The 24,684-nt window shown below is 71.1% G+C and carries 27 protein-coding genes; 17 read left to right on the forward strand and 10 right to left on the reverse strand.

Annotated elements, in window-relative coordinates; genetic code table 11:
- Window positions 1–70: 70 nt before the first annotated feature.
- The gene (gene dtd / locus ABZ822_RS29375; protein ID WP_360860834.1) at window positions 71–496 is read right to left on the reverse strand and encodes a D-aminoacyl-tRNA deacylase; all 426 of its coding nucleotides are present in this window, start codon (window positions 494–496) and stop codon (window positions 71–73) included.
- 143 nt (window positions 497–639) lie between these two features.
- On the opposite strand from dtd, the gene ABZ822_RS29380 reads away from it, so the two are divergent.
- The 3 genes from ABZ822_RS29380 to ABZ822_RS29390 all read left to right on the forward strand — a co-directional run bounded on the left by ABZ822_RS29380 (window position 640) and on the right by ABZ822_RS29390 (window position 3,709).
- On the forward strand, window positions 640–1,200 hold the full coding sequence (locus tag ABZ822_RS29380; RefSeq protein WP_360860836.1) for an ABC transporter substrate-binding protein: 561 nt from the start codon (window positions 640–642) through the stop codon (window positions 1,198–1,200).
- Window positions 1,197–2,285 carry an asparaginase gene (locus ABZ822_RS29385; RefSeq protein ID WP_360860838.1) on the forward strand — a complete coding sequence of 363 codons (1,089 nt, stop codon included), beginning with the start codon at window positions 1,197–1,199 and terminating at the stop codon, window positions 2,283–2,285. The genes ABZ822_RS29380 and ABZ822_RS29385 overlap by 4 nt, the downstream gene beginning before the upstream one ends.
- 176 nt (window positions 2,286–2,461) lie before the next feature.
- On the forward strand, window positions 2,462–3,709 hold the full coding sequence (locus ABZ822_RS29390) for a GNAT family N-acetyltransferase (RefSeq protein ID WP_360860840.1): 1,248 nt from the start codon (window positions 2,462–2,464) through the stop codon (window positions 3,707–3,709).
- A gap of 91 nt (window positions 3,710–3,800) precedes the next feature.
- On the opposite strand, the gene ABZ822_RS29395 is transcribed toward ABZ822_RS29390, so the two are convergent.
- The gene (locus tag ABZ822_RS29395; protein ID WP_360860842.1) at window positions 3,801–3,998 is read right to left on the reverse strand and encodes a hypothetical protein; all 198 of its coding nucleotides are present in this window, start codon (window positions 3,996–3,998) and stop codon (window positions 3,801–3,803) included.
- 350 nt (window positions 3,999–4,348) lie between these two features.
- On the opposite strand from ABZ822_RS29395, the gene ABZ822_RS29400 reads away from it, so the two are divergent.
- The 3 genes from ABZ822_RS29400 to ABZ822_RS29410 all read left to right on the forward strand — a co-directional run bounded on the left by ABZ822_RS29400 (window position 4,349) and on the right by ABZ822_RS29410 (window position 7,413).
- Window positions 4,349–5,257, forward strand: a complete 909-nt coding sequence (locus tag ABZ822_RS29400) for a GntR family transcriptional regulator (protein WP_360860844.1) — start codon at window positions 4,349–4,351, stop codon at window positions 5,255–5,257.
- A gap of 59 nt (window positions 5,258–5,316) precedes the next feature.
- Window positions 5,317–6,009 carry an HAD family phosphatase gene (locus ABZ822_RS29405; protein ID WP_360860846.1) on the forward strand — a complete coding sequence of 231 codons (693 nt, stop codon included), beginning with the start codon at window positions 5,317–5,319 and terminating at the stop codon, window positions 6,007–6,009.
- 159 nt (window positions 6,010–6,168) lie between these two features.
- Window positions 6,169–7,413 carry a phosphotransferase gene (locus ABZ822_RS29410; RefSeq protein ID WP_360860848.1) on the forward strand — a complete coding sequence of 415 codons (1,245 nt, stop codon included), beginning with the start codon at window positions 6,169–6,171 and terminating at the stop codon, window positions 7,411–7,413.
- Here the strand turns inward: ABZ822_RS29410 and ABZ822_RS29415 are convergent.
- Window positions 7,341–8,108, reverse strand: coding sequence for an ATP-grasp domain-containing protein (locus ABZ822_RS29415; protein WP_360860850.1), 768 nt, complete (start codon window positions 8,106–8,108; stop codon window positions 7,341–7,343). The genes ABZ822_RS29410 and ABZ822_RS29415 overlap by 73 nt on opposite strands.
- Window positions 8,109–8,559: 451 nt before the next feature.
- Here ABZ822_RS29415 and ABZ822_RS29420 point away from each other — a divergent pair, with 451 nt between their 5' ends.
- Window positions 8,560–9,462 (forward strand): aminoglycoside phosphotransferase family protein, encoded by a 903-nt coding sequence (locus ABZ822_RS29420; RefSeq protein WP_360860852.1) that lies wholly within the window; start codon window positions 8,560–8,562, stop codon window positions 9,460–9,462.
- 10 nt (window positions 9,463–9,472) lie between these two features.
- On the opposite strand, the gene ABZ822_RS29425 is transcribed toward ABZ822_RS29420, so the two are convergent.
- Window positions 9,473–10,096, reverse strand: coding sequence for a histidine phosphatase family protein (locus ABZ822_RS29425; protein ID WP_360860854.1), 624 nt, complete (start codon window positions 10,094–10,096; stop codon window positions 9,473–9,475).
- 262 nt (window positions 10,097–10,358) lie between these two features.
- Here ABZ822_RS29425 and ABZ822_RS29430 point away from each other — a divergent pair, with 262 nt between their 5' ends.
- A complete protein-coding gene (locus ABZ822_RS29430) occupies window positions 10,359–11,276 on the forward strand; it encodes an endonuclease/exonuclease/phosphatase family protein (protein WP_360860916.1) in 918 nt (305 codons plus the stop codon).
- A 65-nt stretch (window positions 11,277–11,341) separates the two neighbouring features.
- Here the strand turns inward: ABZ822_RS29430 and ABZ822_RS29435 are convergent, their stop codons facing one another.
- Window positions 11,342–12,121 carry an alpha/beta hydrolase gene (locus ABZ822_RS29435; RefSeq protein WP_360860856.1) on the reverse strand — a complete coding sequence of 260 codons (780 nt, stop codon included), beginning with the start codon at window positions 12,119–12,121 and terminating at the stop codon, window positions 11,342–11,344.
- Between the two features lie 160 nt (window positions 12,122–12,281).
- Here ABZ822_RS29435 and ABZ822_RS29440 point away from each other — a divergent pair, with 160 nt between their 5' ends.
- The 3 genes from ABZ822_RS29440 to ABZ822_RS29450 all read left to right on the forward strand — a co-directional run bounded on the left by ABZ822_RS29440 (window position 12,282) and on the right by ABZ822_RS29450 (window position 13,807).
- Window positions 12,282–12,677 carry a helix-turn-helix transcriptional regulator gene (locus tag ABZ822_RS29440; RefSeq protein ID WP_360860858.1) on the forward strand — a complete coding sequence of 132 codons (396 nt, stop codon included), beginning with the start codon at window positions 12,282–12,284 and terminating at the stop codon, window positions 12,675–12,677.
- A gap of 19 nt (window positions 12,678–12,696) precedes the next feature.
- Window positions 12,697–13,296, forward strand: coding sequence for a hypothetical protein (locus tag ABZ822_RS29445; protein WP_360860860.1), 600 nt, complete (start codon window positions 12,697–12,699; stop codon window positions 13,294–13,296).
- A 172-nt stretch (window positions 13,297–13,468) separates the two neighbouring features.
- On the forward strand, window positions 13,469–13,807 hold the full coding sequence (locus tag ABZ822_RS29450; protein ID WP_360860862.1) for a DUF2516 family protein: 339 nt from the start codon (window positions 13,469–13,471) through the stop codon (window positions 13,805–13,807).
- Window positions 13,808–14,042: 235 nt separating this feature from the next.
- Here ABZ822_RS29450 and ABZ822_RS29455 read toward each other — a convergent pair whose 3' ends face one another.
- Entirely contained in the window at window positions 14,043–15,407 is a 1,365-nt protein-coding gene (locus ABZ822_RS29455) for a SpoIIE family protein phosphatase (protein ID WP_360860864.1), read from the reverse strand.
- A 169-nt stretch (window positions 15,408–15,576) separates the two neighbouring features.
- On the opposite strand from ABZ822_RS29455, the gene ABZ822_RS29460 reads away from it, so the two are divergent.
- Entirely contained in the window at window positions 15,577–16,107 is a 531-nt protein-coding gene (locus ABZ822_RS29460; RefSeq protein ID WP_360860866.1) for an O-acetyl-ADP-ribose deacetylase, read from the forward strand.
- 160 nt (window positions 16,108–16,267) lie between these two features.
- On the opposite strand, the gene ABZ822_RS29465 is transcribed toward ABZ822_RS29460, so the two are convergent.
- Window positions 16,268–17,314: an NlpC/P60 family protein gene (locus ABZ822_RS29465; RefSeq protein ID WP_360860918.1), complete on the reverse strand. Its 1,047-nt coding sequence runs from the start codon at window positions 17,312–17,314 to the stop codon at window positions 16,268–16,270.
- 309 nt (window positions 17,315–17,623) lie between these two features.
- Between ABZ822_RS29465 and pstS the strand changes: the two genes are divergently transcribed.
- The 4 genes from pstS (at window position 17,624) to pstB (ending at window position 21,749) form a co-directional block, all read left to right on the forward strand.
- On the forward strand, window positions 17,624–18,754 hold the full coding sequence (gene pstS / locus ABZ822_RS29470; RefSeq protein ID WP_360860868.1) for a phosphate ABC transporter substrate-binding protein PstS: 1,131 nt from the start codon (window positions 17,624–17,626) through the stop codon (window positions 18,752–18,754).
- Between the two features lie 127 nt (window positions 18,755–18,881).
- Complete coding sequence (gene pstC / locus ABZ822_RS29475; RefSeq protein WP_360860870.1) at window positions 18,882–19,871, forward strand: phosphate ABC transporter permease subunit PstC; 990 nt, start codon at window positions 18,882–18,884, stop codon at window positions 19,869–19,871.
- Window positions 19,868–20,944: a phosphate ABC transporter permease PstA gene (gene pstA, locus ABZ822_RS29480; RefSeq protein WP_360860872.1), complete on the forward strand. Its 1,077-nt coding sequence runs from the start codon at window positions 19,868–19,870 to the stop codon at window positions 20,942–20,944. Before pstC ends, pstA begins: the two co-directional genes overlap by 4 nt.
- A 28-nt stretch (window positions 20,945–20,972) precedes the next feature.
- Window positions 20,973–21,749, forward strand: a complete 777-nt coding sequence (gene pstB / locus ABZ822_RS29485) for a phosphate ABC transporter ATP-binding protein PstB (RefSeq protein ID WP_360860874.1) — start codon at window positions 20,973–20,975, stop codon at window positions 21,747–21,749.
- A 280-nt stretch (window positions 21,750–22,029) separates the two neighbouring features.
- Here the strand turns inward: pstB and ABZ822_RS29490 are convergent, their stop codons facing one another.
- Complete coding sequence (locus ABZ822_RS29490) at window positions 22,030–23,028, reverse strand: inorganic phosphate transporter (RefSeq protein WP_360860877.1); 999 nt, start codon at window positions 23,026–23,028, stop codon at window positions 22,030–22,032.
- A gap of 9 nt (window positions 23,029–23,037) precedes the next feature.
- Window positions 23,038–23,658, reverse strand: a complete 621-nt coding sequence (locus tag ABZ822_RS29495; protein WP_360860879.1) for a DUF47 family protein — start codon at window positions 23,656–23,658, stop codon at window positions 23,038–23,040.
- 239 nt (window positions 23,659–23,897) lie between these two features.
- On the opposite strand from ABZ822_RS29495, the gene ABZ822_RS29500 reads away from it, so the two are divergent.
- On the forward strand, window positions 23,898–24,242 hold the full coding sequence (locus ABZ822_RS29500) for a metal-sensitive transcriptional regulator (RefSeq protein ID WP_360860881.1): 345 nt from the start codon (window positions 23,898–23,900) through the stop codon (window positions 24,240–24,242).
- 107 nt (window positions 24,243–24,349) lie between these two features.
- Here the strand turns inward: ABZ822_RS29500 and ABZ822_RS29505 are convergent, their stop codons facing one another.
- On the reverse strand, window positions 24,350–24,538 hold the full coding sequence (locus ABZ822_RS29505) for a hypothetical protein (RefSeq protein ID WP_360860883.1): 189 nt from the start codon (window positions 24,536–24,538) through the stop codon (window positions 24,350–24,352).
- Window positions 24,539–24,684: the final 146 nt, after the last annotated feature.

Consider the following 24,684-nt stretch of genomic DNA (forward strand, 5'->3'; position numbering starts at 1 on the left):
TCGCGGCGGCGGCCGCGCACCGCCTCCGCGGCGAGAACGGCTCCGCAGGGGGGAGCCGGACCCGCCGGGCTCAGACTTCGACGAGCACGGTGAACGGGCCGTTGTTCGTGAGCGAGACCTTCATGGCCGCTCCGAACCGGCCCGTTTCCACGTGTGCGCCCAGCGCCCTGAGCTGCGCGACGACCGCGTCGACGAGCGGCTCGGCGACCTCGCCCGGAGCCGCCGCGTTCCAGGTGGGCCTGCGCCCCTTGCGGGCGTCACCGTAGAGAGTGAACTGGGAGATCACGAGCAGCGGCGCATCGACGTCGGAGCAGGACTTCTCGTCCTCCAGGATGCGCACCGACCAGAGCTTGCGGGCCAGTTGAGCCGCTTTGGCCTCGGTGTCGTCGTGCGTGACGCCCACCAGCACACACAGCCCGGGGCCCACGATCTCGCCGACCGTCTCCCCCTCCACGACGACGCTCGCCCCGTCGACCCTCTGCACCACAGCACGCATACGGACCATCATGCCCTGCGTCCGTCCGGGTCCTATCCGCAGCGGTGCCGATGCACGTGCACCGGCGATAGTGGCACGATGCATCACAAGCGGTGCGCATCACGGCACCCTGCTGCCGCACCGGACGAGGGGACGGATGAGGCATGAGTACACCTGGCACCGGCCGAGCGGCCACCACCAGCCGCCCGCCCACGCAACGCAGCGCACCGGTCGCGCTGACCGACGCCCCGCAGCCGGACCTGCAGTCCCTGCGGCTGCCCGAACTGCGGTCCCTGCGCCGCCAGTCGCAGCAGGAGGAGGCCGATCTCAGTTACGTACGGCGGCTGCTGCAGGGCCGGATCGACATCCTCCGCGCGGAGCAGGCCCGCCGTGCGGCGCCGGAGTCGCCCGTCGTGGACCGGCTGCACGAGATCCTGGCGGACGGTCCGAGCAACGGCCGTTCGGCGCGGCATGTGACGCTCGGCACCCCGCACAGCGAGAAGTACCGCCAACTGGCCGAGGAGATGCTGTCCGAGGTCGAGCTGTCGGACCTGGAGTCGCGTACGGACGAGGAGTTGCTCGGCGCGATGGGCCGGCTGGTGCGCTGCGAGCAGCAGGTGTCGTGGCGGCGGCAGCAGCTCCAGCGGACGGCAGACGGCTGCAGCGCGGAGATCGCCCGCCGGTACCGCGACGGCGAGGCACAGGTGGATGATCTGCTGGCATGACGGACGGCATACGCACAAGGGACATGGGGACGGCGGAGAGCGCCGCACAGGGACAGGGCGCTCCGGTCGCCGGGAAGGCTCGGGGCCCGGCTGCTCCGGCCGCCGAGGAACGGCGGATCGCTGAGGCCGAGCGCTCCGGCGGGACGGTGGCACCCGTGCTCGCCGAGGCGGTCCGGTCCGGGTTCACCGAGAGCCTCCACCGGGGATCGCTGGTCGTCCTCGGCCGCGGGGGCGACGTGGAACTGGCGCTCGGCGACGTCGTCTCGCCGGTCTTCCCCCGGTCAGCCAACAAGCCCATGCAGGCGGCCGGTGTGCTGCGCGCCGGCGCCGATCTCTCCGGCGAGCGGCTGGCGCTGGCGACCGGCAGCCACTCGGGCGAACGGTTCCATCAGGACCTCGTACGGACCATGCTGGCGGAGGCGGGACTGACCCCCGCGGCCCTCAGGACCCCGGCGGATCTCCCGATCGACCCGGTCGAGTCCCAGGCGCACCTGGCCGCCGGCGGCTCGGCCGATCCCGTCGCCATGAACTGCTCGGGGAAGCATGCGGCGATGCTCGCCGCGTGCGTCGCGGCGGGCTGGCCGGTTCACGGCTATGTGGACCCGGAGCACCCGCTGCAGCTCCTCGTGCGGGAGACGATCGAGGAGGCGAGCGGCGAGAAGGTCGCGCACACCGGCGTCGACGGCTGCGGCGCACCGCTGCTGGCGTTCTCCCTCACCGGGCTGGCCCGCGCGTTCCGCTTCCACGTCACGGCCGGGCCCGGCAGCGCCGAGCGGCGCGTGGCGGATGCGATGCGGGCCCACCCCGAGTACGTGGCGGGGACGCGCCGCATCGACACCTGGCTGATGCGGGAGGTGCCGGGCGCCCTGGCCAAGGTCGGGGCGGAGGCGGTACAGGCGGTGGCGCTGGCCGACGGCCGCGCCCTCGCGTTCAAGATCGAGGACGGGGCCAAGCGCGCCGTGGGACCGGTCCTGGCCCGTGCGCTCCGGCTGATGGGTGTCACGGACCCCGTCCTGGACCGGGTCGCGGACTCCCCGCTGCTGGGCGGCGGACGCCCGGCGGGCGAGGTACGCGCGGTCTTCTGACGGTGCTCCTCCGACGGTGCACCTCTGCCGACGGCCGTGCGACGGCCGTCCGCCGACGGCAGCCTTCCGACGGCGGTCTTCGCACGTCGGGCGGGTGTCGGGCGGTGGCGAGGAGCCGTACCGGGGCCGGGAAAAATCAGGGGACCCCCGAGGGTCCCCTGCCCTAGCGTGGCCGTATGGGTCTCGAGGTCAGGACGGTCAGCGGCGACGAACTGCGCGACTGGATGCGCGCCATGGCGACCGGCTTCCTCCAGGCGCCGGAGATCTCCGCCGAGGAGGTCGAGATGCGCCGCCCCGGTATCGACCCGGACCGGACGCAGGGGGCCTTCGACGCGGGCCGCTGCGTCGGCACGTACCGCAGCTTCGCCCAGCGGCTCACCGTGGCCGGCGGCGGCACGGTCGCGGCGAATGCCGTCTCCAACGTGACGGTCTCCCCCACCCACCGGCGGCGCGGCCTGCTCAGCCGGATGATGGAGACGGACCAGGCGCAGGCCAAGGAGCGCGGCGACGTCCTGTCGACCCTCGTCGCCGCGGAGTACCCGATCTACGGGCGGTACGGCTTCGGCCCGGCGACGTGGACCACCGCGTGGGAGGTCGACGTGGCCCGGTCGGGTGTCGACCCGCGCTGGTCGGGCCCGGGCGACGGCGGCCGGGTCGATCTGACCGACGGCGCCGAGGTGCGCAAGCTCGGCCCCCAGCTGCACGAGCGGCTGCGGGCGGTGCAGCACGGCGCGGTGGACCGCGACGAGCGCTGGTGGCGCCGGGCCACGGGCGAGCTGCGCATCGCGGCGGACGAGTGGACGGAGCCGTTCTACGCGGTCCACCGCCCCGCGGACGGCGACGGCCGGATCGACGGCCTGCTGGTCTACACGGCGCGGAACCGCTGGGAGGCCAAGCGGCCGCACTGCGGCGCCAAGGTGCGCAGCCTGATCGCGGCGACCCCGGAGGCGGAGCGGGCGCTCTGGCACTTCCTGATCTCGGTCGACTGGATCACCGCGGTCCACTCCGGCCTACGGGCGCCGGACGACCTCCTGCCGCTCCTGCTCCCCGACCCGCGCGCCGCGACCGTCACGACGCACGCGGACTTCCTCTGGGTCCGGCTGCTGGACGTACCGCGGGCGATGGAGGCCCGGACGTACCCGACGGCGGGCTCGCTGGTGCTGGACGTCCGCGACACGGCGGGCCTCGCCGGCGGCCGCTTCCGCCTGGACGCCTCTCCCGAGGGGGCGTCGTGCACGCCGACGGCGGAGACGGCCGATCTGACGCTGCCGGTGGGCGAATTGGGCGCGCTCTACCTGGGTGACGAGTCGGCGGTGCGCCTGGCATCCCTGGGGCGCGTCACGGAGGAACGGGCGGGGGCGGCGGCGCTGGCGGACACGCTGCTGCGGACATCCCGCCGCCCGTGGTGCCCGGACGTCTTCTGACGCGGCGCGGGCGGGGCGGCGGGACGGGGCAGGCGCCCGCGACGGACGGGGCCGGTGGCGGGCGCCGGTGCAACGGCCGGTGTGCCGGGCGTCAGTGCACGAGCAGCATCGTGAGGACCACCGCTCCGATGCAGCTGCAGGTGACGTTCTTCGCCTTCACGCCGACGGCAAGCATGGTCAGCCCGACGATGCCCATGGCGCCGAAGCGCCACTGCACGAGCTGCTCGAATCCCACGACGACAGCGGCGAGGAGGAGGGCGGCGACAGGCGCGAGCTGGGTTTCGTTCATGATGGGTCCCTCCCTCGGGACGGTGCGCGAAACGGCGGGAAGCTCTGCGCCCACACAGCGTCGGATGGGCGAGACGGGCCGGACACCGGGTCAATCAACCACCCATCAAATTAGACTGGTTGGCCCTACAAAGGTTGTGCCCCAGCCCGAAGAACGACTAACCCACCTACCAACTTGGTCGACACAGTTGACCGGAAGTAGGTGCGAATCCCGATACGGCCATACATCCGCGCGCCCAACCTCCCCAACTTCCTTTCACCCGACCGGACATCAGCCCGGCCAAGCGGGAACCCGCTCGACCTGCGGCAGCCCAATTACGTACAGGCACGACGCAGTTGTAGGGTGGTGAGGTGACTCAGGACCGCTCCGCCCCGGGCGAAGCCAAGGCGAGTGACCCGAAGTTCGAGCACGTTGCGGACGTGCTGCGGATGGAGATCAGCGACGGCCAGTACCGGTACGGCCAGCGCATCCCCACCCAGCGGGAACTCGTCCAGCGGTTCGCCGTCTCGCGCGACACCGTCCGCCGGGCCCTGCAGGACCTCCAGCACGAAGGCTGGATCGAATCGCGTCAGGGCAGTGGCGCCGTGGTGGCCCGCCGACCCTCGCACCAGGCGGGCGCATCGTCACCGATGGTGCATCTGAAGCCGTACATAGAAGAGGCGTTCGAGGCGCCCACGGTCACGCTCGACCTGATGACCCTCACGGCCGAGTCGATGGACGCGCACATCCGGGCCCAGACACTGCGCATCCACAGCGAAGAAATCAAGCCACAACGCATCGCCGTACGGCTACTCTTGCCCAGCACCGACATCAACCTCGCGCTGCCCCGCTCCGTCGACGACCCGAACGACGAGCGCCCGCGCGACCGGCATCGCATGCTGACCAAGCGGCACGCCGGCGCGCTGCGCGACGCCATCCTCGAGCTGCGCAACCGCGACCTGGTGGAGGACGTCTCGGTCGAGATCAGGACCATGCCCCTGACCCCGATCGCCAAGCTCTACATCATCAACCGCCGTCATGCGCTGTTCGGCATGTACCGCGTGGTCAAGCGGCCCGTGGACGTGAGAGCCGCGGACGACTCGGGGCGGACGGAGAAGCTCGAGATCTTCGACGTGATGGGCCTGGGCGCGACGCTCTTCCCCTTCACCGGAGGCGACACGGAGACGGTGTCCCAGGACGCGACGTTCGTGGATCACGCCCAGCGGTGGTTCGATTCGCTTTGGGACCATCTGGCCCACGACGCTAGGTTCGACGACTGATCGCGATGCCCGACCTCACACCCCTCCTCTCGACGGTGGTCCACACGAGGTGGGCCGTCATGTTCGACCTCGACGGCCCCATGTTCGACTTCTACGCCGCCCGCCGTCCCGGCCTGGAGCGCCGCGCCCCCGAGACCGCACGGCTGCTGGAGAAGATCCTCGTCGAGCACGACGAGCCCGTCCCCGCGCTGCCGAACCAGGACGACCCGCTCGCCCTCTACCGCGCGGCCCTCGAAAGCCTCGGCGGCCGCCCGCGGACGCCGCGGACGGTCGCCCTCGACGCGGCGCTGCGCGCATGCCTGGACGACCAGGAGATGGCGGCCGCCACCGAGAGCGCGGTCCCCACACCGGGAGCCGAAGCCGTCCTGCGCGAACTGCACCGGCTCGGCGTCCCCCTGGCCGTGACGTCCAACAACTCCGCCGACGCCATCCGCGTCCTGCTCGACCGCACCGGTCTCCTCGAGGTCTTCGAGGGACGTGTCTTCGGGCGTTCGGCCGACCATCTGCGCATGAAGCCGCATCCCGACGTCCTGGAACGGGCCCTGGCCTCGCTCGGCGCCACGCCCGATGCCAGTCTGCTGATCGGCGATTCCGAGCCGGACGTGCTGGCCGCTGCGGCCGTCGGCGCCGCGTTCCTGGGCTACGCCTGCTCGCCACGCAAGGCGCGGCGGCTGAGGGCCGCCGGGGCCGGTCTCGTCGTGACCGGCATGGACGAGATCCACGACGCGCTGCGCCGGACGGCCGTCGCCTGAGCCCTGCCGGAGGCCGTGGCACGACAACCGGCCTGCCCCTGCCCGGAGTTGACGGCGGAGGGAGTCCCGGCAGCGGCGGCGGCGCGGGCCGTTAGTCGGGCGAGCAGGGCGGGCAAGAGCACTACGCTGCTCCTTCCCCTTCCCGGAGAGTGCCCCTCGATGACACCCACGGCGGCCTCGCCCTCCGGCCCCCGGAAAGCCGCCTGGCTGACGGCCGACCAGGAGGTGGAGGGCCCCCTCAAGGGCTACCACCACGAGGCGTACGCGGTCCCGCTCCCCCCGGCCAGCTCTCTCACCGGCCACTTCCGCCGCGCCAAGCTCCGCGAACCCCGGCCCGGACTCCTCTGGTTCGACCGCCGCTCCTTCGGGAACGAGACCCGGCTCCTCGTCGCGCTCGCCGGCCGCATCCAGCACATACCGGTCATCGACATGAGCCAGGGATTCCCGCTCCACGGCTTCATCGAGGGCAGCACGCTCGGGACCGGTCACCCCGTGGGCACGCGCGTACCGTCCTCGTACCTGGCCCAACTCGGCCGGCTCTTCGAGCAGCTCGTGGCCGTCAAGCCGGGCGACCTGACCGTGGAGCCCGGCAGCGGCGGCGAACGGCGGCTCCCCGACGGCGACACAACCGGCTTCCTCCGCGGCCTGATCCGCTTCACCGAGCACCAGGTGCTCCGCCGCCACAGCGCCCAGTACGGCGAGCTGTTCTCCGCACTCGGCGTCCCGCCGGACGGTCTCGACCGGCTGCGCGAGCGGGCCACGGGCCTCGCCCACCGCCCCTTCTGCCTCCTCCACGGGGACCTGCACCGCGAGAACTTCGTCGTCGACGCCGACGACCGGATCTGGACCATCGACTGGGAACTCGCCGCGATCGGCGACCCGTTGTACGACCTCGCCACCCACCTGCACCTCATGGGCTACCCCGCGGACCAGGAGGCGGAGGCCGTCGCCTGCTGGCGCGACGCGCTCGCGGCCAGTCGGCCCGCCTGCCTGAACGGCTGGGAGAACGATCTCCCTCTCCATCTGGACTTCAAGCGGGCCCAGTCCGTCTGCACGGACGTCATCCGCACCGCGATCACCCTCGGCGCCCGGCCCCTACGGGCGGACCTCCGGGACGCCGCCGAGCGCATCGCACCCGTACTCGCGGGCGCGGAGCGGGCGTTGGGGATGAGCCGGGTTCCGGACGCGGGGGAGGTGGAGGCGACGTTCCGGGCATGGTCCCGTACGCGGGCCGGAGACCGTACGGGTTCCCGGACCGGTGCGGCGGGTGCGGCAGAGAGCGGGGCGCGCCCGGGCGGGACCGGCGCGGCGGTGACGGGCTCGGGTGGCGCTCAGCCCGCGTCGTCCTCCGAGGCCACGGACTCCAGCACCACGTCCAGCGCGGCCGCCGCGTCCGAGGCGTAGAGCGGGCTGAACCAGGCCGGGCCCGCCTCCACCACCGCCCACGGCCCCTCTCCCCCGACATCCGCCACCATCAGGCCCAGGTCGAGGACGAAGGCGCGGGGCAGCGTGTGGGCGCGGGCGGTCAGCAGGTCACCGGCGAACTCGAGCAGGTCCTCGCGTTCGGGACAAGAGGCGAGCGGGGCGGGATCGAGGCGGCCGAAGGTGGCGTAGCGGCTGCCCGTACGGACCTCGCCGTCGAGGACGAACAGGCGGAACTCGGCGGCGAAGGTGACGATTTCGCTCACCTGGACCGGCGTCGTGTCCGGCAGCCCACCCGGCAGGCGCACCCCCGAGGCGTAGACGTCGGTGGGGAAGGACTTGTCCGCGAGCGGCTTGGCGAAGAAGGGCTGCTGAAGCTCGCGGGCGGCGGAGAGAGGGAGTTCCCGGATCGCCCTGCTGACAAAACGATAAGGCAGGCGAGCGAGCCAATGGACGGCCGGTTCCAGCGGTTTCACCCCGATATGCGGGGCCACGGCGGCGGTGAAACGGGGTCCGCCGTAAAGGTGTGCGGGGCGTATGTCCCGCAGGTCCTCCGGGACCCGGCGGCTCGGCGGCAGTTGCTCGACGAGCATCCCGCGCTCTGCCGCGGCCTGCGCGAGCAGGGCGCCCGACGAGGTGTATTGCGGGGTGAGAACCAGCAGTCCGGGGTGGGTCACAGGCTCACTCCGGGACCGGAGGCGTCCATGCCTTCGGTCCCGGGATCCGCGGGAAGCCGGTCTTCGCGTCGGGGCCGGGCAGGGCGACGGCGGTCGGATCTGCTGTCGGATCGTGGCTCATGTGCGGATCCTACGCAGCCCCCCGCCGCCGCTCCCAGGGCACTCCTCGGGAGGGTGACGGGAGCGACGGGCGGCCCGGACGACGCGTTCGTCCTCGGCCTCGAACGCCGCACGGGCGTCCGCGGGACGCTGATCCGCGCACGGGGCGGATGACCTGGGGCAGGGCGGCCACCGCGCGGGCCCGCTGGGCGAAACCCGGTTGACGGGCACGGCTCGCCGGCGCTCCTATGTCCGTCGGGTCCGGGGTCGCGGGCCCCGGATCCTCCCCGTCGAATCAGCGTCAGTGTCAGTGCCGGTCTCAGTGTCAGTGTCAGCGTGAGAAGAAGGATCGATGAGCGTCGAGACGATGCATGCCGGCGAGCCCAGGACGGACGTCTCCCTCGTACGCCGTCTGATCGCGGGCCAGTTCCCGCAGTGGGCCGGCCTGCCCGTCGAGCCGTTCCCGTCGTCGGGGACGGTCAACGCGGTGTACCGGCTCGGGGACACCATGTCCGTACGGCTGCCCCGCCTCGAACGCGGCGCGAAGGACGTGGAGACCGAGGACCGGTGGCTGCGGTGGCTCGCGCCACGGCTCCCGGTCGCCGTCCCCGCAGTCCTGGGGAAGGGCGTACCCGCCGAGGGCTTCCCGTGGAACTGGTCCGTGCACCGCTGGATCGACGGGGACCACCCGGTCGCCGGCCGGCTCACCGAGCCGGACCTGCTCGCTCGCGATCTCGCCGGGTTCGTCTCCGCCCTCCGGCGGATCGACCCGGCAGAAGGGCCCGCGGCCTACCGTGGCGGGCCGTTGAACGCGGAGGACGAGGAGACGCGGTCGGCCCTGGAGCAGCTGCGGTTGCGGGGGACCATCGACACGGACGCGGCGACGGCGGCCTGGGAGGAGGCCCTGAGCGCGCCGCGGTGGTCCGGGCCGCCCGTATGGCTCCACGCCGACCTGATGCCGGCGAACCTGCTGCTCCGGAACGGGCGGCTCAGCGCGGTCATCGACTTCGAGACCATGGGCGTGGGCGACCCGGCATCGGACCTGATCCCCGCCTGGAATCTCCTCCCGCCCGGCGCCCGCGACACCTTCCGCACCGCCCTCGCGGCCGACGACGGCACCTGGGCGCGGGGCCGCGGCTGGGCGCTGTCGATGGCCCTCGTCCAACTCCCGTACTACGAGGACACGAACCCGGTGCTCGCGACCAACGCACGCCATGTGATCGACGCGGTGCTCGCCGATCACCGTGCCGGCTGACCGCGACGGTTCAGGCCCGCGCCTCCGGGCGGAAGCCGGTCCAGCGCAGGCCCTCGGGGAGGTGTGCCATGTCGTTGAAGAAGGCGACGGAGGCGGGCCGCCCGGGTGCGTAACGGATCGCCGTCAGCGCCGCGTTGGCCTGGTTGAGCCCCAGCCAGCGCCACGCCGGCGCGTCGAGGGCGGCGCGTACGAGCCAGCCGATGAGGAAGTTGTGCGTGACGACGAGTTCGTGGCGCGGCTCGCCCCCGGGCACGGGGCCGGTGAAGCGCTCCTCGGCTTCACGGGCCAGCCCGGGCCCGCGCTCGCGCTCGTGCGCCGGGAACCGCAAGACGAAGTCGAGGAAGAAGTCGGCGGATTCCGCGGGCAGTTCCTCATGCGGCGGCACGTAGGGGACGTAGTCGCCGGCGGGTTCGGACATCCGCAGCGGGACCCCGTCGAGTTGTTCGCCGACCAGCCGGGCGGTCTCCCGCGCGCGGGGCAGCGGGCCGTGGTGGATCACGGACAGCGGCACCTCCCGGAGCCGCTCGCCGAGCAGGACGGCCTGGCGGCGCCCGTTCGCGGTCAGCTCGCCCTCGTCCGGTGACGCCTCGCCGTGCCGGGCGAGATAGAGGTAACGCGTCGCGGTCCCGCTCATGTCCGGAGTCCCCCTTGATGCCCTGATGTCCTGGTTCGCGACCCACCGAGCGGCCGATCTTGATCTTGATCCCCGACGGGAGGGACGTCAGTAGCTGCCGACCCGGTTCCGTGACGCCGACGCCGTGACGCCGCACCTGTCCTCCCCGGCGGGAAACGGATGCACGCGGCGGCGCGTCTTTCCGCACGGGACCAGCGGACAAGGAGCCAGGGTGGAGAGCCGGCGGAAGACATGGGGCCACGGGGCCTGGAAGCGTGGGCGGGTGCTCGCCGGGCTCGCGGTGCTGGCGGCCGCACTGCTGGTCTTCCACCGTGCGGTGCCCAACTCCATAGGGCGCGTGGGCAGTTTGCTTGAGGCGTTCCTGCCCTGGCTCGGCCTGGCGGTCGTGGTGCTGCTCGGGGCCGCCCTGCTGCGCCGCTCGGCCGTCGCGCTGGTGGCCCTGCTCCTGCCGGTGGCCGCCTGGACGTCCCTCTTCGGCGGGCTGCTCCTGCCCGAGAGGGACCCAGGCGGGCGCGACCTGGTCGTGGTGCAGCACAACGTCAGCGACGAGAACGCCGATCCGGCGAGCACGGCCCGCGCACTGGCCGCCGCGGAGCCCGATCTCGTCGCACTGGAGGAGCTGACACCGTCCGCGCTGCGGGTCTACGAGACGCGGCTCGGCCGGGACTACCCGTACCACGCGGTCCGGGGCACGGTCGGCCTCTGGTCGAAGCACCCGCTCACGGGCACCCGGCACCTGGACATCAAACCCCGTGGCATCACGGAGCCCTGGCGCCGCGGCCTGCGGACCGTGGCCCGTACGCCGCACGGTGACGTCGCGGTATACGTCGCACACCTTCCCTCGGTCCGCGTCCGCGCGAGCGGCCTCGCGTCGTCCTGGCGCGACGAGAGCGCGAGCCTGCTGGGCGAGGCGATCGCCGCCGAGAAGCGGAGGACGGTGATCCTGCTGGGCGACCTCAACGGCACGGTCGACGACCGCGGGCTGGCCCCGCTGACCTCACGGCTGAACGTGGCGGAGCGCGGCTTCGCCCTGAGCTTCCCCGCCGGCTTCCCGCTGGCCCGGATCGACCAGGTCATGGCCCGCTCGGCGACCGTCACCGGCATCCGCACCCTGCCGGCGACGGGCAGCGACCACCTGCCGGTCGCCGCCCGGATCGGACTGGACGAGGCGAACCGGTGACCGCCGGACCACGAGGCGCCGGACCACGAGCGCCGCACCATGAGCGCCGCGCCTGCCGGTCCGGGTCAGCGCGAGCGCTCGACGCGCGCGAGCCAATCGGCCAGCAGGGCGCGCAGGAGTTCCGGCCTCTCGTGGGGCAAGGCGTGTCCCGCGTCGTCGACCACGGCGAGCGAGGCGCGCGGGTAGTGGTCGACGAGGTCGGTGGCGGCGGCGTACCCGACCGTCGAGTCCAGCCTCCCTGCCACGACCGCGGTCGGACCTGCGTAGGCCGGTGCTTGATCGGGCGTGAGTGCCCACCGTTCGCCGATGCGGTCGAGGGCTGCCTGGTCGACGAGCGCGGCGGCCGGCGCGACGTGACGTTCGTACCGTTCGAGCATCTCCGGGGTCTGGATCACGAAGTAGCTCCGGAAGACCTCGTCACCCTGCTCGCCCGATCCCGCGACGACGCGGTGCTCCGGGACGGCCCGCAGTTCCGGCAGCAGCGGACAGACGAGCGCCAGACCGGCGACCTGCGCCGGGCGCCTCGCGGCCATCGCCTGGGCGAAGTACCCGCCCGCCGAGTGCCCGACGAGGAGGTACGCGGTCCCGCCCATGACCGCGTCGGCGAAGTCGAGCAGCGCCTCGAGGACGTCGTCGGCGCTGCGCAGGGTTCCGGGGGCGGGTGTCCGGCCCATGCCGGGGAGGTCGGGATAGATCCGCCGCAGCCCCGCGACACCGTCGAGGGCCTGCTCGAAGCACGCTTCGGCCTCACGGTGGTCGACACCGGCGCCATGGAGTACCAGAACGGGCCGACCCGTCCCCTTCTCCACGTAGTGGAACACCACCGAGCCCACGCGGATCTCCATCCCCGCATGCTAACCGCGCAGGTCGGGCGATGGCCGGACGATCGTGCCGCGCACACTGCTGCGAAGGCGACCGTGCTCGGTCTCGCCGGTCACCTGTTGGTTACGACACTTTTGCAAGCGCCTGCTTGCAAAAGTTAGCACGCAACGGCAGGATCGAACCATGGCTTCACTCAACGTCGGCAACCTGGGCGAGTTCCTGCGGGAGCAGCGGCGCAGCGCGCAGCTCTCCCTGCGTCAGCTCGCGGACGCCGCCGGAGTGTCCAACCCGTACCTCAGCCAGATCGAGCGCGGCCTGCGGAAGCCGAGCGCGGAGATCCTGCAGCAGCTCGCCAAGGCGCTGCGCATCTCCGCCGAGACGCTGTACGTGCAGGCCGGGATCCTCGACGAGCGGGACCGGGAGGGAGTCGAGGTGCAGAGCGCGATACTCACCGACCCGACGATCAACGAGCGGCAGAAGCAGGTGCTGCTGCAGATCTACGAGTCGTTCCGCAAGGAGAACGGACTCGTGACGGACGACGACAAGCCGGACCACGAAGCCAGCACACCCTCCAACTGATCCGGGAGAACGCATAGCCATGGCCATCACCGACGACCTGCGCAAGACCCTGACCGACCCCACCCCCCTGTACGCCGCGGCCGGCGCCACCGATCTCGCCGCCGAGAAGCTCAAGGAGGTGCCGGCGCTGATCGAGAAGTTCCGCGCCGAGGCTCCGGAACGCATCGCGGCCGTCCGGTCCACCGACCCCAAGGCCGTCCAGGAGCGGATGACCAAGCAGGCGAAGGACGCCCAGACGGTCGTCCAGTCCAAGATGAACGAGGTCATCGGGAACCTCGACACCGACCTGAAGAAGTTCCGCGACCAGGCGCAGGACTTCGCGCTCCAGGGCGTCGGCAAGGCCGCCGAGTACGCGGTCAAGGCGCGTGAGACCTACGACGAGCTCGCCGAGCGCGGCCAGCGTGCCGTGCGGACCTGGCGCGGCGAGACCGCCGAGGAGATCGCGGAGATCGCCGTCGCCGTCGAGCCCGAGCCGGAGCAGAAGCCCGCGCCGCAGGCGCAGAACGGCAAGTCCCAGCAGCCGAAGGCCGAGCAGGCCAAGAACCCGGGTGCGAAGAAGCCGGCCCCGGCCCGCCGGCCGGTGACCAACAAGAAGCCGGCAGCGAAGCCGGGCCAGTGACCGAAGGCACCCGGCACGACCGGGAGGGCCGGGCGCGCGAGGCGTGCCCGGCCCTCGCCCGTCCACGGAGCCCCTTCGCCTCGGGTGCGTGGCGGGCATCGCCCCGGGTACGGTGACGGACGGGACGAAGTTCGCCCGGTGGACTGATGGCTCTCTCTAGGTGGTGAACGGCGTGTTGATCCAGGGGTTCAACGACGTGCTCGGGTGGATCACTCTCGGCGTGCTCCTGTTCACGGTGTTCGCCTTCGGCGACGCCCTCTTCCGGCGCGAGGACGCGTTCCGCGCCGCGGACAAGCAGACCAAGCCGTTCTGGCTGATCATTCTGGGGCTCGCGGTCGTCGTGAACCTCTTCGCCTTCTTCTTCCTCGTGGTCATCGGGCTCATCGCGGCGATCGTCTACATCGTCGACGTGCGGCCCGCGATCAAGTCGCTCTCGGGCGGCGGGCGGGGGCCCAAGCGGCGCGGAAGCAGCTCGGACGGCCCGTACGGACCGTTCAACGGCGGGCGCTGACCCCTCCGGGGACGTCCGAGGGGCCTTTCTCGGTCTCGCGCTTCCCGGAACCGGTTCCGCGCCCGGGCATCGACCCGGCCCGCGCATCAACCCGAAGGCCCGCACCCGTTCGGTGCGGGCTTTTCGCGGCATCCCGTAGCAAACCGCACCTCCGCGCGTGAGGGGCGGAGCAGCAACAAAACGATCCCCCGCATCGCGGAGGATCGTTTCTGCGTAGGTGTCGGCGGCCGGCTTCTCAGCACTGCCCGCGGTCGAGCAGCAACATCGCCACGTCGTCGTTCAGCTCGCCGCCGTTGAGCGAGCGCGCCTCCGCAAGCGCCGCGTCCAGCAGCGCCTCCCCGCGCAGGCCCGTACGGAGCCGGCGCGCCACCATCGCGACCATGCCCTCCTGGCCCAGCCGCTGCGTGCCCTGCCCGATACGGCCCTCGATCAGGCCGTCGGTGTACATCATCAGGCTCCAGTCGCCGCCCAGCTCCACCTGGAGCCGCGGCCAGCGGGCCCGCGGCAGCAGGCCGAGGGCCGGGCCGCCCTCCTCGTACGGCAGGAGCTGCGGGCCCAGGCCCGGGCGGACGACCAGGGGGGCCGGGTGACCGGCCAGGCACAGGCCGGCCCGCCGTCCGTCGGGCGCGATGTCCACCGTGCAGAGCGTGGCGAAGATCTCCTCGTCCGCCCGCTCGTTCTCCAGCACCTTCTGCAGGGTGCCGAGCAGTTCGTCCCCGCACAGGCCCGCGAAGGTCAGGGCGCGCCAGGCGATGCGGAGTTCGACGCCGAGCGCGGCCTCGTCGGGGCCGTGCCCGCAGACGTCGCCGATCATGGCGTGCACCGTGCCGTCCGGCGTGCGGACGGTGTCGTAGAAGTCGCCGCCCAGCAGGGCGCGGCTGCGGCCGGGGCGGTAGCGGGCGGCGAACCGCAGGTCGGAGCCGTCGAGCAGGGGGCGGGGCAGCAGGCCGCGCTCCAGCCGGGAGTTCTCCTGGCTGCGCAGGACGGACTCGGTGAGGCGGCGGTGCGCCACGTCGGCGCGTTTGCGCTCCACGGCGTAGCGGATGGCGCGGTTCAGGAGCTGCCCGTCGAGTTCGCTGCGGAAGAGGTAGTCCTGCGCCCCGACGCGTACGGCCTCGGCGCCGCGGCCGGCGTCCGCCTCGGCGGTGAGGGCGAGCACGGCGTGGTGCGGCGCGAGCTGCAGCACGTGGCGGAGCGTGTCCAGCTCGTCGCCCTCGCCCTTCCCCTTACCGGGCACGGACAGGGCCAGGTCGAGCAGGATGCAGTGCACGTCGTCGGTGAGCAGCCGCTCGGCCTCGGTGAGATTGCGGGCGGTGCGGATCCGGACCCGCTTGCCCTCGGCGTCCAGCATCTCCGGAAGGTTCAGCGGGACGGCCGGGTGGTCCTCGATCACCAGCAGCGTCAGCCCGGGGCCGTGGGGCGCCTCGCCGGGGCCCGCGGAGCCGGACCCGGATACGAAGGTGTGGTCCGGTCCGGCACTGTCGACCGGCCCGGCTTGCTGCGGCACCAGCGGCCGGTCCGCCCCGGAGCGGACCGGGGTGCCGGCCGAAGCACCTCCCGCAGCGAGGGCTTCCCCCTGCTGCGGTACGGGTACGGGCATGTCCTCTTCTTCCTTCCCTCCCCCCGAGGGCACAGCAACCGCCCGACGGCGGACGCTGACAGGCGACCCTAGCGGTCCATCGCACCGATGCGGAATGGCGAATCGGAAACCGCGCCTGTCATATGCCGCTCCTTGCTGGGCTTTTGACCGGAAGCGAGACAATCGGGGAATGACGAACATCACTCTGTCCATGGGAGACATCACGGACCAGACGGTCGATGCCGTCGTGAACGCCGCGAACTCCTCACTCCTCGGCGGCGGTGGCGTCGACGGCGCGATCCATCGCAGGGGCGGTCCCGAGCTCCTGCGGGAGTGCCGGGAACTCCGCGCCGGCCACTACGGCAACGGCCTCCCGGCGGGCCGGGCGGTCGCCACGACGGCCGGGCTCCTGCCCGCCCGCTGGGTGATCCACACGGTGGGGCCGGTCTGGTCGGACGGTGAGGACCGGTCGGGGACGCTCGCCTCGTGCTACCGCGAGTCGCTGCGCGTCGCCGACGAGCTGGGCGCGCGGACGGTCGCCTTCCCGGCCGTCTCGACCGGCGTGTACCGCTGGCCGCTCGAGGACGCCGCGCGCATCGCCCTCACCGCGGTCCGCGACGCGGAGACGACCGCCGTCACCGAGGCGCGCTTCGTGCTCTTCGACCAGGACGCCTACGACGTGTTCGCACGGACGTGGGAGGCACTGCGGAAGGACGGCTGAGCGCACTTCCCCGCACCTTTCCCCGGCCGGGGCGTCCCGCATCCGCCGGGGCGCCGGAGCCCCGGCTGAGAGACCGTCACCGCCAGGCGGCCGACCTGAGCCCGCCCACCTGTCACCCCGTCAACCTCCGGGCGCGGCACGGTCGGTGACGGTCCGGCGGCTACTTGTCCGGGCGTACGACCCCGAGGATCCGCATCGACCCCGCACCGGCGAGCGTCACCTGCCGCCCCGGCCGCGGGGCGTGCACGATCGCGCCGTCCCCGACGTACATCCCCACATGGCTCGCGTCGTGGTGATAGATGATCAGGTCGCCGGGGCGCATGTCGCGGATCTTGACGCGGGGCAGCTGCCGCCACTGTTCCTGCGAGGTGCGCGGGATGGGACGGTCGGCGGCCAGCCAGGCCTGTGAGGTCAGGCCCGAGCAGTCGTACGTGTCCGGGCCCTCGGCGCCCCACACGTAGTCCTTGCCGATCTGCGCCGTCGCGAAGGCGATGGCCTTGCGGCCCTTCTTCGAGGCCCGGTCGCTGATCTCGTCGAGCACGCCGGAGTCCAGCCACTTGGCCTGGGCCTTCCTCGCGACTTCGTCCTCCAGTTCGCGCAGGCGTTTCAGCTCGTCCTTCTCGAGCCGGTCCTCCACCTTCTTGGCGGCCGCGAGGCGCTTCTTGATCTCCTGCTTCGCGCCGGCCTTCTTCTTCCGGTTCTCCTCGAGCTTCTGCCACTGCTCGCTCGCGGTGTGCGCGTAGTCGTCCAGGTCGGACTGGGTCCGGGCCAGCGCGCCCATCAGGCCGCGTGTGGCCTGCTGCCCCTTGCGGGCCAGGTCGGCATCGTGGAAGAAGTCCTCCGGACGGCTCTTCAGCAGGAGCTGGGCCTGGTCGGGGAGCGTGCCGCCGCGGTACTGGGCGCGCGCGAGGGCGCCGGCCTGGTTCTTCAGGCGCTCCATCCTCTTCTCCGCGCGGACGATCTCCTTGGCGATGCGGACAATCTCCTTGGACTGCTTCCGGGAGGCGCTGCGGGCGGCGTTGTACGCGTCGGTGGCCGCCTCCGCCTTGCGGTAGAGCCGCTCGACCTGCTTGCGGACGTCCTCCAGGCTCCGGTCCGCACCCGGTCTCGGCGCGGGTTCACGGGGTGCCGCAGTCGCCACTCCTGGCACGGCCAGCGCACTCATCGCACAGACCAGAGCAGTCGCCGTCACGAGCCGTATGCCCATGCCCCCCTGCCGCCTCACCGGCCACCTCCTGTTATCGCCCGACCGATCCGACTTGGTGTTGTCTTGTCCCAGGTGCGGATGTTGCCATGCCTCTCCGTAATTCAACAGAGGCACGCGGTGTGCGCTGTCAGCAGAGTCGCCGCCCCGACGGTCGAGGTTCACCTCGCGTTCACTCGTGCCCGTCGATCGATTCACCTGATCTGCCTAATTTCAGCCCTACCGGTTGGGCTGGCGCGTCCGCCGGCACATGCGGAAAACACCCTCATCGCTTCGCCGTCCGCCGGCGGGCCCCAGGAAGGAACCTCGAAGGTGAAGCTTCAGCGTAAGAGTGGTCGCGGTCTGCGCGTCCTGACCGTCGGCGCGGTCGCGGTGTCCGGTGCCCTCGTCCTCACGTCCTGCGGTTCGGACAACAACGCCAAGGACGGCGCCGACACGAACACGGCCGCCGCCAGCAAGATCAAGTGTGATGGTTCGGGCCAGATCCTGGCCTCCGGCTCCTCGGCTCAGAAGAACGCCATCGACGCCTGGATCCAGACGTACAGGACGGCCTGCCAGGACACGCAGATCAACTACAAGGACATCGGCTCCGGCGGCGGCATCACCGAGTTCCTCCAGGGCTCGACCGCGTTCGCCGGCTCCGACTCGGCGCTGAAGCCCGAGGAGGTCACCGAGTCCAAGAAGGTCTGCAAGGGCGGCCAGGGCGTGAACCTGCCGATGCTCGGCGGCCCCATCGCCATCGGCTACAACGTCGCCGGCGTGGACGACCTGGTCCTCGACGCCCCGACGATCGCCAAGATCTTCGATTCGAAGATCAAGAAGTGGAACGACCCGGCGATCAAGAAGCTGAACCCGGACGCCAAGCTCCCCGCCACCGAGATCCAGGCCTTCCACCGCTCGGACGAGTCCGGCACCACCCAGAACCTGGGCAAGTACCTGGGCAAGGCCGCGCCGAAGGACTGGGGTTACGAGGACGAGAAGTCCTGGCCCGCCAAGGGCGGCCAGTCCGCCAGCGGCTCCTCCGGCGTCGCCTCGCAGGTCAAGCAGACCGACGGCGCGATCGGCTACTTCGAGCTGTCCTACGCGACCTCGCAGAAGATCAGCACGGTCAAGGTCGACACCGGTGCGGCGCAGCCCGTCGAGGCCACCTCCGACAACGCCTCCAAGGCCATCGCGGCCGCGAAGCTCGTCGGCAAGGGCAAGGACCTCGCCATGGACCTGGACTACACCACCCAGGCCGACGGCGCGTACCCGATCATCCTGGTCACCTACGAGATCGCCTGCGACAAGGGCAACAAGAAGGAGACCCTCGACGCGGTCAAGTCCTTCCTGACCTACACCTCCAGCAAGGACGGTCAGTCGATCCTCAGCGAGGAGGGCTACGCGCCGCTCCCCGAGGAGATCGCGAACAAGGTCCGCGAGACCGTCCCGACCCTCTCCTGACCTGGGCCTTCGGCCCCGCCCACCCGCTCTCGCGGGGGCGGGGCCTTCCGCCCGAGGTCACCCATCCGGTGCACCGCCGCCAGGGACCCATCACCATGAGATTGGTCCCCACCAGACCGGAGCGAACATGGACATAACTCCCACAGCTTCCGCCCCGCCACCACCCTCACCCGCCGCCCCCAAGGGCAAGGCCACCCGCCCCGGCGACCGCATCTTCCTCGGTCTCACCCGCGGCTCCGGCATCCTGCTGCTGGTGATCATGGGGGCCATCGCGGTCTTCCTCACCTACCGCGCCTACCTCGCCATCTCCAAGGACGAGGCCAACTTCCTCACCGCCTTCGAGTGGAACCCGGCGGGGAGCCCGCCGGAGTTCGGCATCGCGATCCTGGCCTACGGCACGGTCGTCAGCTCGATCATCGCCATGGTCATCGCCGTGCCCGTGGCGGTCGGCATCGCGCTGTTCGTCTCGCACTACGCGCCGCGGAAGCTCGCCGCCCCGCTGGCGTACGTCATCGACCTGCTCGCCGCGGTCCCCAGCATCATCTACGGCCTGTGGGGCGCCCTCTTCCTCGTCCCGTACCTGGGCGGCCTCAACAGCTGGCTCAACGAGTACCTGGGCTGGACGTACATCTTCGACAAGGAGGGCTCGGGCCCGGCCCGCTCCCTCTTCACCGTCGGCATCCTGCTGGCCGTGATGATCCTGCCGATCATCACCAACGTCACCCGCGAGGTCTTCCTCCAGGTGCCGAAGATGCACGAGGAGGCCGCGCTGGCGCTCGGTGCCACGCGCTGGGAGGTCATCCGCATGTCGGTGCTGCCCTTCGGCCGCTCCGGCATCATCAGCGCCTCGATGCTCGGCCTCGGCCGCGCGCTCGGCGAGACGATGGCGGTGGCCACCGTGCTCTCCCCGAGCTTCCTCTTCTCCGGCCATCTGCTGGATCCGGGCGGCGGCACGTTCGCCCAGAACATCGCCGCGAAGTTCAACGAGGCGAACGACTACGGCCGTGACGCGCTGATCGCCTCCGGTCTGGTGCTCTTCGTCATCACGCTGCTGGTCAACGGCACCGCCCGCCTGATCATCGCCCGCCGCAAGGAGTACTCGGGGGCCAACGCATGAGCAACGTCGTCATGGACAAGCCCCCGGTCACCGGCGCCCCCGGCCCGTCCAGCCTGGCTCACCGGCGCCTGCCCCGCTGGGCCCCGCCCGCCATCGCCGTCGCGGCGCTCGGCGCGGGCGTGGGCATCGGCATCGGCGCCGGCTGGAACAGCAAGGTCCAGTGGGGCCTGATCGCCGGTCTGCTCTACGTCCTCGGCACCTATGTGATCACCAGCGCCGTCGAGGGCAAGCGGCAGGCCAAGGACCGGGTCGCCACCAGCCTCGTCTGGGTCAGCTTCGTCGTCGCGATCATCCCGCTGGTCTCGCTGGCCTGGGGCACGATCGCCCGCGGCGCCAAGGTCCTGGACGCCGACTTCCTCTCGCACTCGATGGCCGGTCTCGGCAGCAGCGACGAGGGCGGCGGCGTCTACCACGCCATGATCGGCACGCTGGAGCAGGTCGGCATCGCGACCCTGATCGCGGCACCCGTCGGCCTGCTCACCGCGATCTACCTCGTCGAGTACGGGCGGGGACGGCTGGCCAAGGCCGTCACCTTCTTCGTCGACGTCATGACGGGCATCCCGTCGATCGTCGCCGGCCTGTTCATCCTCTCGACCTGGGTCCTGACCTTCGACATGGGCTTCTCCGGCCTCGCCGGCGCCCTGGCCCTGGCGATCCTGATGATGCCGATCGTGGTGCGCTCCGCCGAGGAGATGCTCAAGCTCGTGCCCAACGAGCTGCGCGAGGCGTCCCTCGCCCTGGGCGTCCCGAAGTGGCGCACCATCCTCAAGGTGGTCCTGCCCACCGCGATCGGCGGCATCACGACCGGCGTCATGCTCGCGGTGGCGCGCATCACCGGTGAGACCGCCCCCGTCCTGCTCCTGGTGTTCGGCAACGCGTTCATCAACAACGACCCGTTCAACGGGGCGCAGTCGTCGCTCCCGCTGTACGTCTACGAGCAGTACAAGCTGGGCACGGACGTCTCCTTCGACCGCGCCTGGGCGGCAGCGCTCGTCCTCATCGCGTTCGTCATGATCCTCAACCTGGTGGCCCGGGGCATCGCCCGCTGGAAGGCCCCGAAGACCGGTCGCTGACCGGCGGACGAAAGAAGTAGTGATTCACATGGCCAAGCGCATCGACGTCAGCGGCCTCACCGCGTACTACAGCTCCCACAAGGCCATCGAGGACATCTCGATGACCGTGGAGCCCCGGTCAGTGACGGCCTTCATCGGGCCCTCCGGCTGCGGCAAGTCCACCTTCCTCCGCACCCTGAACCGGATGCACGAGGTCACGCCGGGCGGCCGCGTCGAGGGCAAGGTGATGCTCGACGACGAGAACCTCTACGCCTCCGGCATCGACCCCGTCGCCGTACGCCGCACCGTCGGCATGGTCTTCCAGCGCCCCAACCCGTTCCCCACGATGTCCATCTACGACAACGTGGCGGCCGGCCTGCGCCTCAACGGCTCGTACAAGAAGCGAGAGCTCGACGGCGTCGTCGAGAAGTCGCTGCGCGGCGCCAACCTCTGGAACGAGGTCAAGGACCGCCTCAACAAGCCCGGTTCGGGCCTCTCCGGTGGCCAGCAGCAGCGGCTCTGCATCGCCCGCGCGATCGCGGTCGAGCCCGAGGTGCTGCTGATGGACGAGCCCTGCTCGGCCCTGGACCCGATCTCCACGCTCGCCATCGAGGACCTCATAGGGGAGCTGAAGGAGCGGTTCACGATCGTCATCGTGACGCACAACATGCAGCAGGCGGCGCGGGTCTCGGACCGTACGGCGTTCTTCAACCTCTCCGCCGTCGGCCGGCCCGGCAAGCTCATCGAGATCGACGAGACGGAGCGGATCTTCTCCAACCCGTCCGTGCAGGCGACCGAGGACTACATCTCCGGCCGCTTCGGCTGATCCGGCCGCCGCTCCGGGCGATCCGGCCGGTGCACCGCCGGGTGGCGGGCGCGCCGCGCGCGGGGAGGTGGGCGGTGCGGTGCGCGCCTCCCGGCACGGCGGACGCGACGCACCACCCATGCGGCCCGGCCGCATGACACAAGACGTCTCGCGGTGCTGCATGGCGGTGCCACCGCAAGACGAAGGGCCCGCCCCCGGCTCCCGGGGGCGGGCCCGCCGCATGTCCGCTGCCAGGCGAAGGGGGCCGGGCGGCCGGGCGGAAGCCGTCGGCCGTCCGCTGTCAGCCGAAGGCGAGGTAGACGACGCCGTAGCTGAGCGCGGCGACCGCGGCGGCAGCCGGCATGGTGATGAACCAGCCCGCCACGATGTTCTTCGCGACGCCCCAGCGAACCGCGTTCACCCGCTTCGTCGCGCCGACGCCCATGATCGCCGAGGTGATGACATGCGTCGTCGAGATCGGCGCACCGAACATGAACGACGCGGTGTACATCACGGAGGCGGCGGTCGTCTCGGAGGCGAAGCCCTGCGGGGGGTCGAGCTCGATGATCCGGCGTCCCAGCGTCCGCATGATGCGCCAGCCGCCCGCGTACGTACCGAGCGACAGCATCACTGCACAGATGATCTTGACCCAGATCGGGATCGGGTCGCCCGGGTCCTCGGCGTCCGCGATGACGAGCGCGAGGACCACGATGCCCATCGTCTTCTGGGCGTCCTGCAGACCGTGACCGAGCGCCATACCGGCGGCCGAGACGGTCTGCGCTATGCGGAAGCCGCGCTTGGCCTTGTGCGGGTTGGCCTTACGGAACATCCAGAGGATGGCGACCATCACCAGATAGCCGAGGACGAGGCCCACGACCGGGGAGACGAACATCGGGATGACGATCTTCTCCAGCACACCGGTCCAGATGACCTCCGTGCCGCCCGCGAGCGCCGCGCCGACCATGCCTCCGAAGAGCGCGTGGCTGGAGGACGAGGGCAGACCGAAGTACCAGGTGACGAGGTTCCAGACGATCGCGCCCACGAGGGCGGCGAACAGGATGCCCATCCCGGAGCGGCCCGACGGCGTCTCGATCAGTCCTTCACTGACCGTCTTGGCGACCCCGCTGCCCAGGAAGGCGCCTGCGAGGTTCATGACCGCGGCCATGGCGAGCGCGGCCCGCGGGGTCAACGCCCGCGTGGAGACCGAGGTCGCGATGGCGTTCGCGGAGTCGTGGAAGCCGTTGGTGTACGTGAAGAAGAGCGCGACCCCGATGGTCACGACAAGCGCGAGGGTGTCCATGGCCGGGGGTCAGGACTCCTTGACCGCAATGGTCTCGACGGTGTTGGCCACGTGCTCGAAGGCGTCGGCCGCCTCTTCCAGCACATCCACGATCTGCTTGAGCTTGAGGACCTCTATGGCGTCGTACTTGCCGTTGAAGAGGTGCGCCAGCAGCTTGCGGTGGATCTGGTCCGCCTGGTTCTCCAGGCGGTTCACCTCGATCCAGTACTCGGTGAGGTTGTCCATCGTGCGCAGGTGCGGCATGGCCTCGGCGGTCAGCTCGGCCGCCCGCGCGAGGACCTCGATCAGCTGGTCGACGCCCTTCGGAAGCTCCTCGATCTTGTAGAGGACGACCAGGTCGACGGCCTCCTCCATGAAGTCCATGATGTCGTCGAGGGAGGACGCGAGGGAGTAGATGTCCTCGCGGTCGAAGGGCGTGATGAAGGAGGAGTTGAGCTGGTGGAAGATCGCGTGCGTGGCGTCGTCACCCGCGTGCTCCGCTGCCCGCATCCGGTCGGCGATCTCGGCCCGGGCAGAGGCGTCCGCTCCGAGCAGTTCCATGAGGAGCTTGGAGCCCGTGACGATGTTGTCCGCGGATGCGGCGAACATGTCGTAGAAGCTCGTCTCCCTGGGGGTCAGACGAAAGCGCACGTGTGTTCCTCGGTATGCATCGGATTCGGTCAGGGTGATGCTAGGCGCATCATCCGGCCACGGCTAACCGGGCGACCATCAGTGTCACCCATCGGACAAGGTGCTCGGCCAGGGGCCCCCGGCAGGCCCGCAAAATTCGGTACGATATACCCACCAGGGGTATTTACCTCGCGTAACTCCCTTTTCACGGCACAAGCCGTTGCACGGCTCACACAGCCCGTCGGACCACGGAGGATCCCATGACGCCCACGGAGGCCGGCGCCTGCCACACCCCCGAGTCCGGACCCGCCACGGGCACCGGGCCGCACGGCTACACCAAGGACAAGGAGCAGCACCTCAAGCGACTGCGCCGGATCGAGGGCCAGATCCGCGGCCTCCAGCGGATGGTCGACGAGGACGTCTACTGCATCGACATACTCACCCAGGTCTCGGCCGGCACCAAGGCGCTTCAGTCCTTCGCGCTGCAGCTCCTGGAGGAGCATCTGCGGCACTGCGTCGCGGACGCGGCGGTCAAGGGCGGCGAGGAGATCGACGCGAAGGTGGCGGAGGCCACAGCGGCGATCGCGCGCCTGCTCCGTACCTGAACCACCACTTTTCGGCCACCGGCCGCGTTCGATTCTCGTCCGGCTCGGAGCGAGGACCGTCAAGTCCTGGACGGGCACCCCGCGTGCGACGGCGCACGCGGGGGTCCTCAGCGTCCGCCGCAGAGCGGAGAGGCGTCCCCGGCATCGTGCGCCGCGACCCTGAGCACTTCGTCGATCCGGTCGGGGCTGAGCCGTTCCTCGTCCGCGGACGACGCCGCGATCATCAACTCGCCGCACAGCTCGATCTCGTCGAGGGCCACGTGGTCCTGGACCGTTGAGCCGCTGGGCAAAGGCACGTGCGTCACCTCCTGGTCGCGAACGCCTCCCGTGGCGCCCGCTCCGCTTTCGTTCCCTGTGTGCCGGCACTTGCATCGCGCACTCGGTGCGTGTAAAGCCCAGCGTAGGGAACCGGCCACAGCGTGCGCATGGCACGGACGGACCA

The sequence above is a fragment of the Streptomyces sp. NPDC047108 genome, from assembly GCF_040643575.1.
Classification (GTDB): domain Bacteria; phylum Actinomycetota; class Actinomycetes; order Streptomycetales; family Streptomycetaceae; genus Streptomyces.

Coding starts and splice junctions, on each gene's coding strand:
- dtd (WP_360860834.1), bottom strand. CDS start 496: ATGCGTGCTGTGGTGCAGAGGGTCGACGGGGCGAGCGTCGTCGTGGAG.
- ABZ822_RS29380 (WP_360860836.1), top strand. CDS start 640: ATGAGTACACCTGGCACCGGCCGAGCGGCCACCACCAGCCGCCCGCCC.
- ABZ822_RS29385 (WP_360860838.1), top strand. CDS start 1,197: ATGACGGACGGCATACGCACAAGGGACATGGGGACGGCGGAGAGCGCC.
- ABZ822_RS29390 (WP_360860840.1), top strand. CDS start 2,462: ATGGGTCTCGAGGTCAGGACGGTCAGCGGCGACGAACTGCGCGACTGG.
- ABZ822_RS29395 (WP_360860842.1), bottom strand. CDS start 3,998: ATGAACGAAACCCAGCTCGCGCCTGTCGCCGCCCTCCTCCTCGCCGCT.
- ABZ822_RS29405 (WP_360860846.1), top strand. CDS start 5,317: ATGTTCGACCTCGACGGCCCCATGTTCGACTTCTACGCCGCCCGCCGT.
- ABZ822_RS29410 (WP_360860848.1), top strand. CDS start 6,169: ATGACACCCACGGCGGCCTCGCCCTCCGGCCCCCGGAAAGCCGCCTGG.
- ABZ822_RS29420 (WP_360860852.1), top strand. CDS start 8,560: ATGAGCGTCGAGACGATGCATGCCGGCGAGCCCAGGACGGACGTCTCC.
- ABZ822_RS29425 (WP_360860854.1), bottom strand. CDS start 10,096: ATGAGCGGGACCGCGACGCGTTACCTCTATCTCGCCCGGCACGGCGAG.
- ABZ822_RS29435 (WP_360860856.1), bottom strand. CDS start 12,121: ATGGAGATCCGCGTGGGCTCGGTGGTGTTCCACTACGTGGAGAAGGGG.
- ABZ822_RS29440 (WP_360860858.1), top strand. CDS start 12,282: ATGGCTTCACTCAACGTCGGCAACCTGGGCGAGTTCCTGCGGGAGCAG.
- ABZ822_RS29445 (WP_360860860.1), top strand. CDS start 12,697: ATGGCCATCACCGACGACCTGCGCAAGACCCTGACCGACCCCACCCCC.
- ABZ822_RS29455 (WP_360860864.1), bottom strand. CDS start 15,407: ATGCCCGTACCCGTACCGCAGCAGGGGGAAGCCCTCGCTGCGGGAGGT.
- ABZ822_RS29460 (WP_360860866.1), top strand. CDS start 15,577: ATGACGAACATCACTCTGTCCATGGGAGACATCACGGACCAGACGGTC.
- ABZ822_RS29465 (WP_360860918.1), bottom strand. CDS start 17,314: ATGGGCATACGGCTCGTGACGGCGACTGCTCTGGTCTGTGCGATGAGT.
- pstC (WP_360860870.1), top strand. CDS start 18,882: ATGGACATAACTCCCACAGCTTCCGCCCCGCCACCACCCTCACCCGCC.
- pstA (WP_360860872.1), top strand. CDS start 19,868: ATGAGCAACGTCGTCATGGACAAGCCCCCGGTCACCGGCGCCCCCGGC.
- pstB (WP_360860874.1), top strand. CDS start 20,973: ATGGCCAAGCGCATCGACGTCAGCGGCCTCACCGCGTACTACAGCTCC.
- ABZ822_RS29490 (WP_360860877.1), bottom strand. CDS start 23,028: ATGGACACCCTCGCGCTTGTCGTGACCATCGGGGTCGCGCTCTTCTTC.
- ABZ822_RS29500 (WP_360860881.1), top strand. CDS start 23,898: ATGACGCCCACGGAGGCCGGCGCCTGCCACACCCCCGAGTCCGGACCC.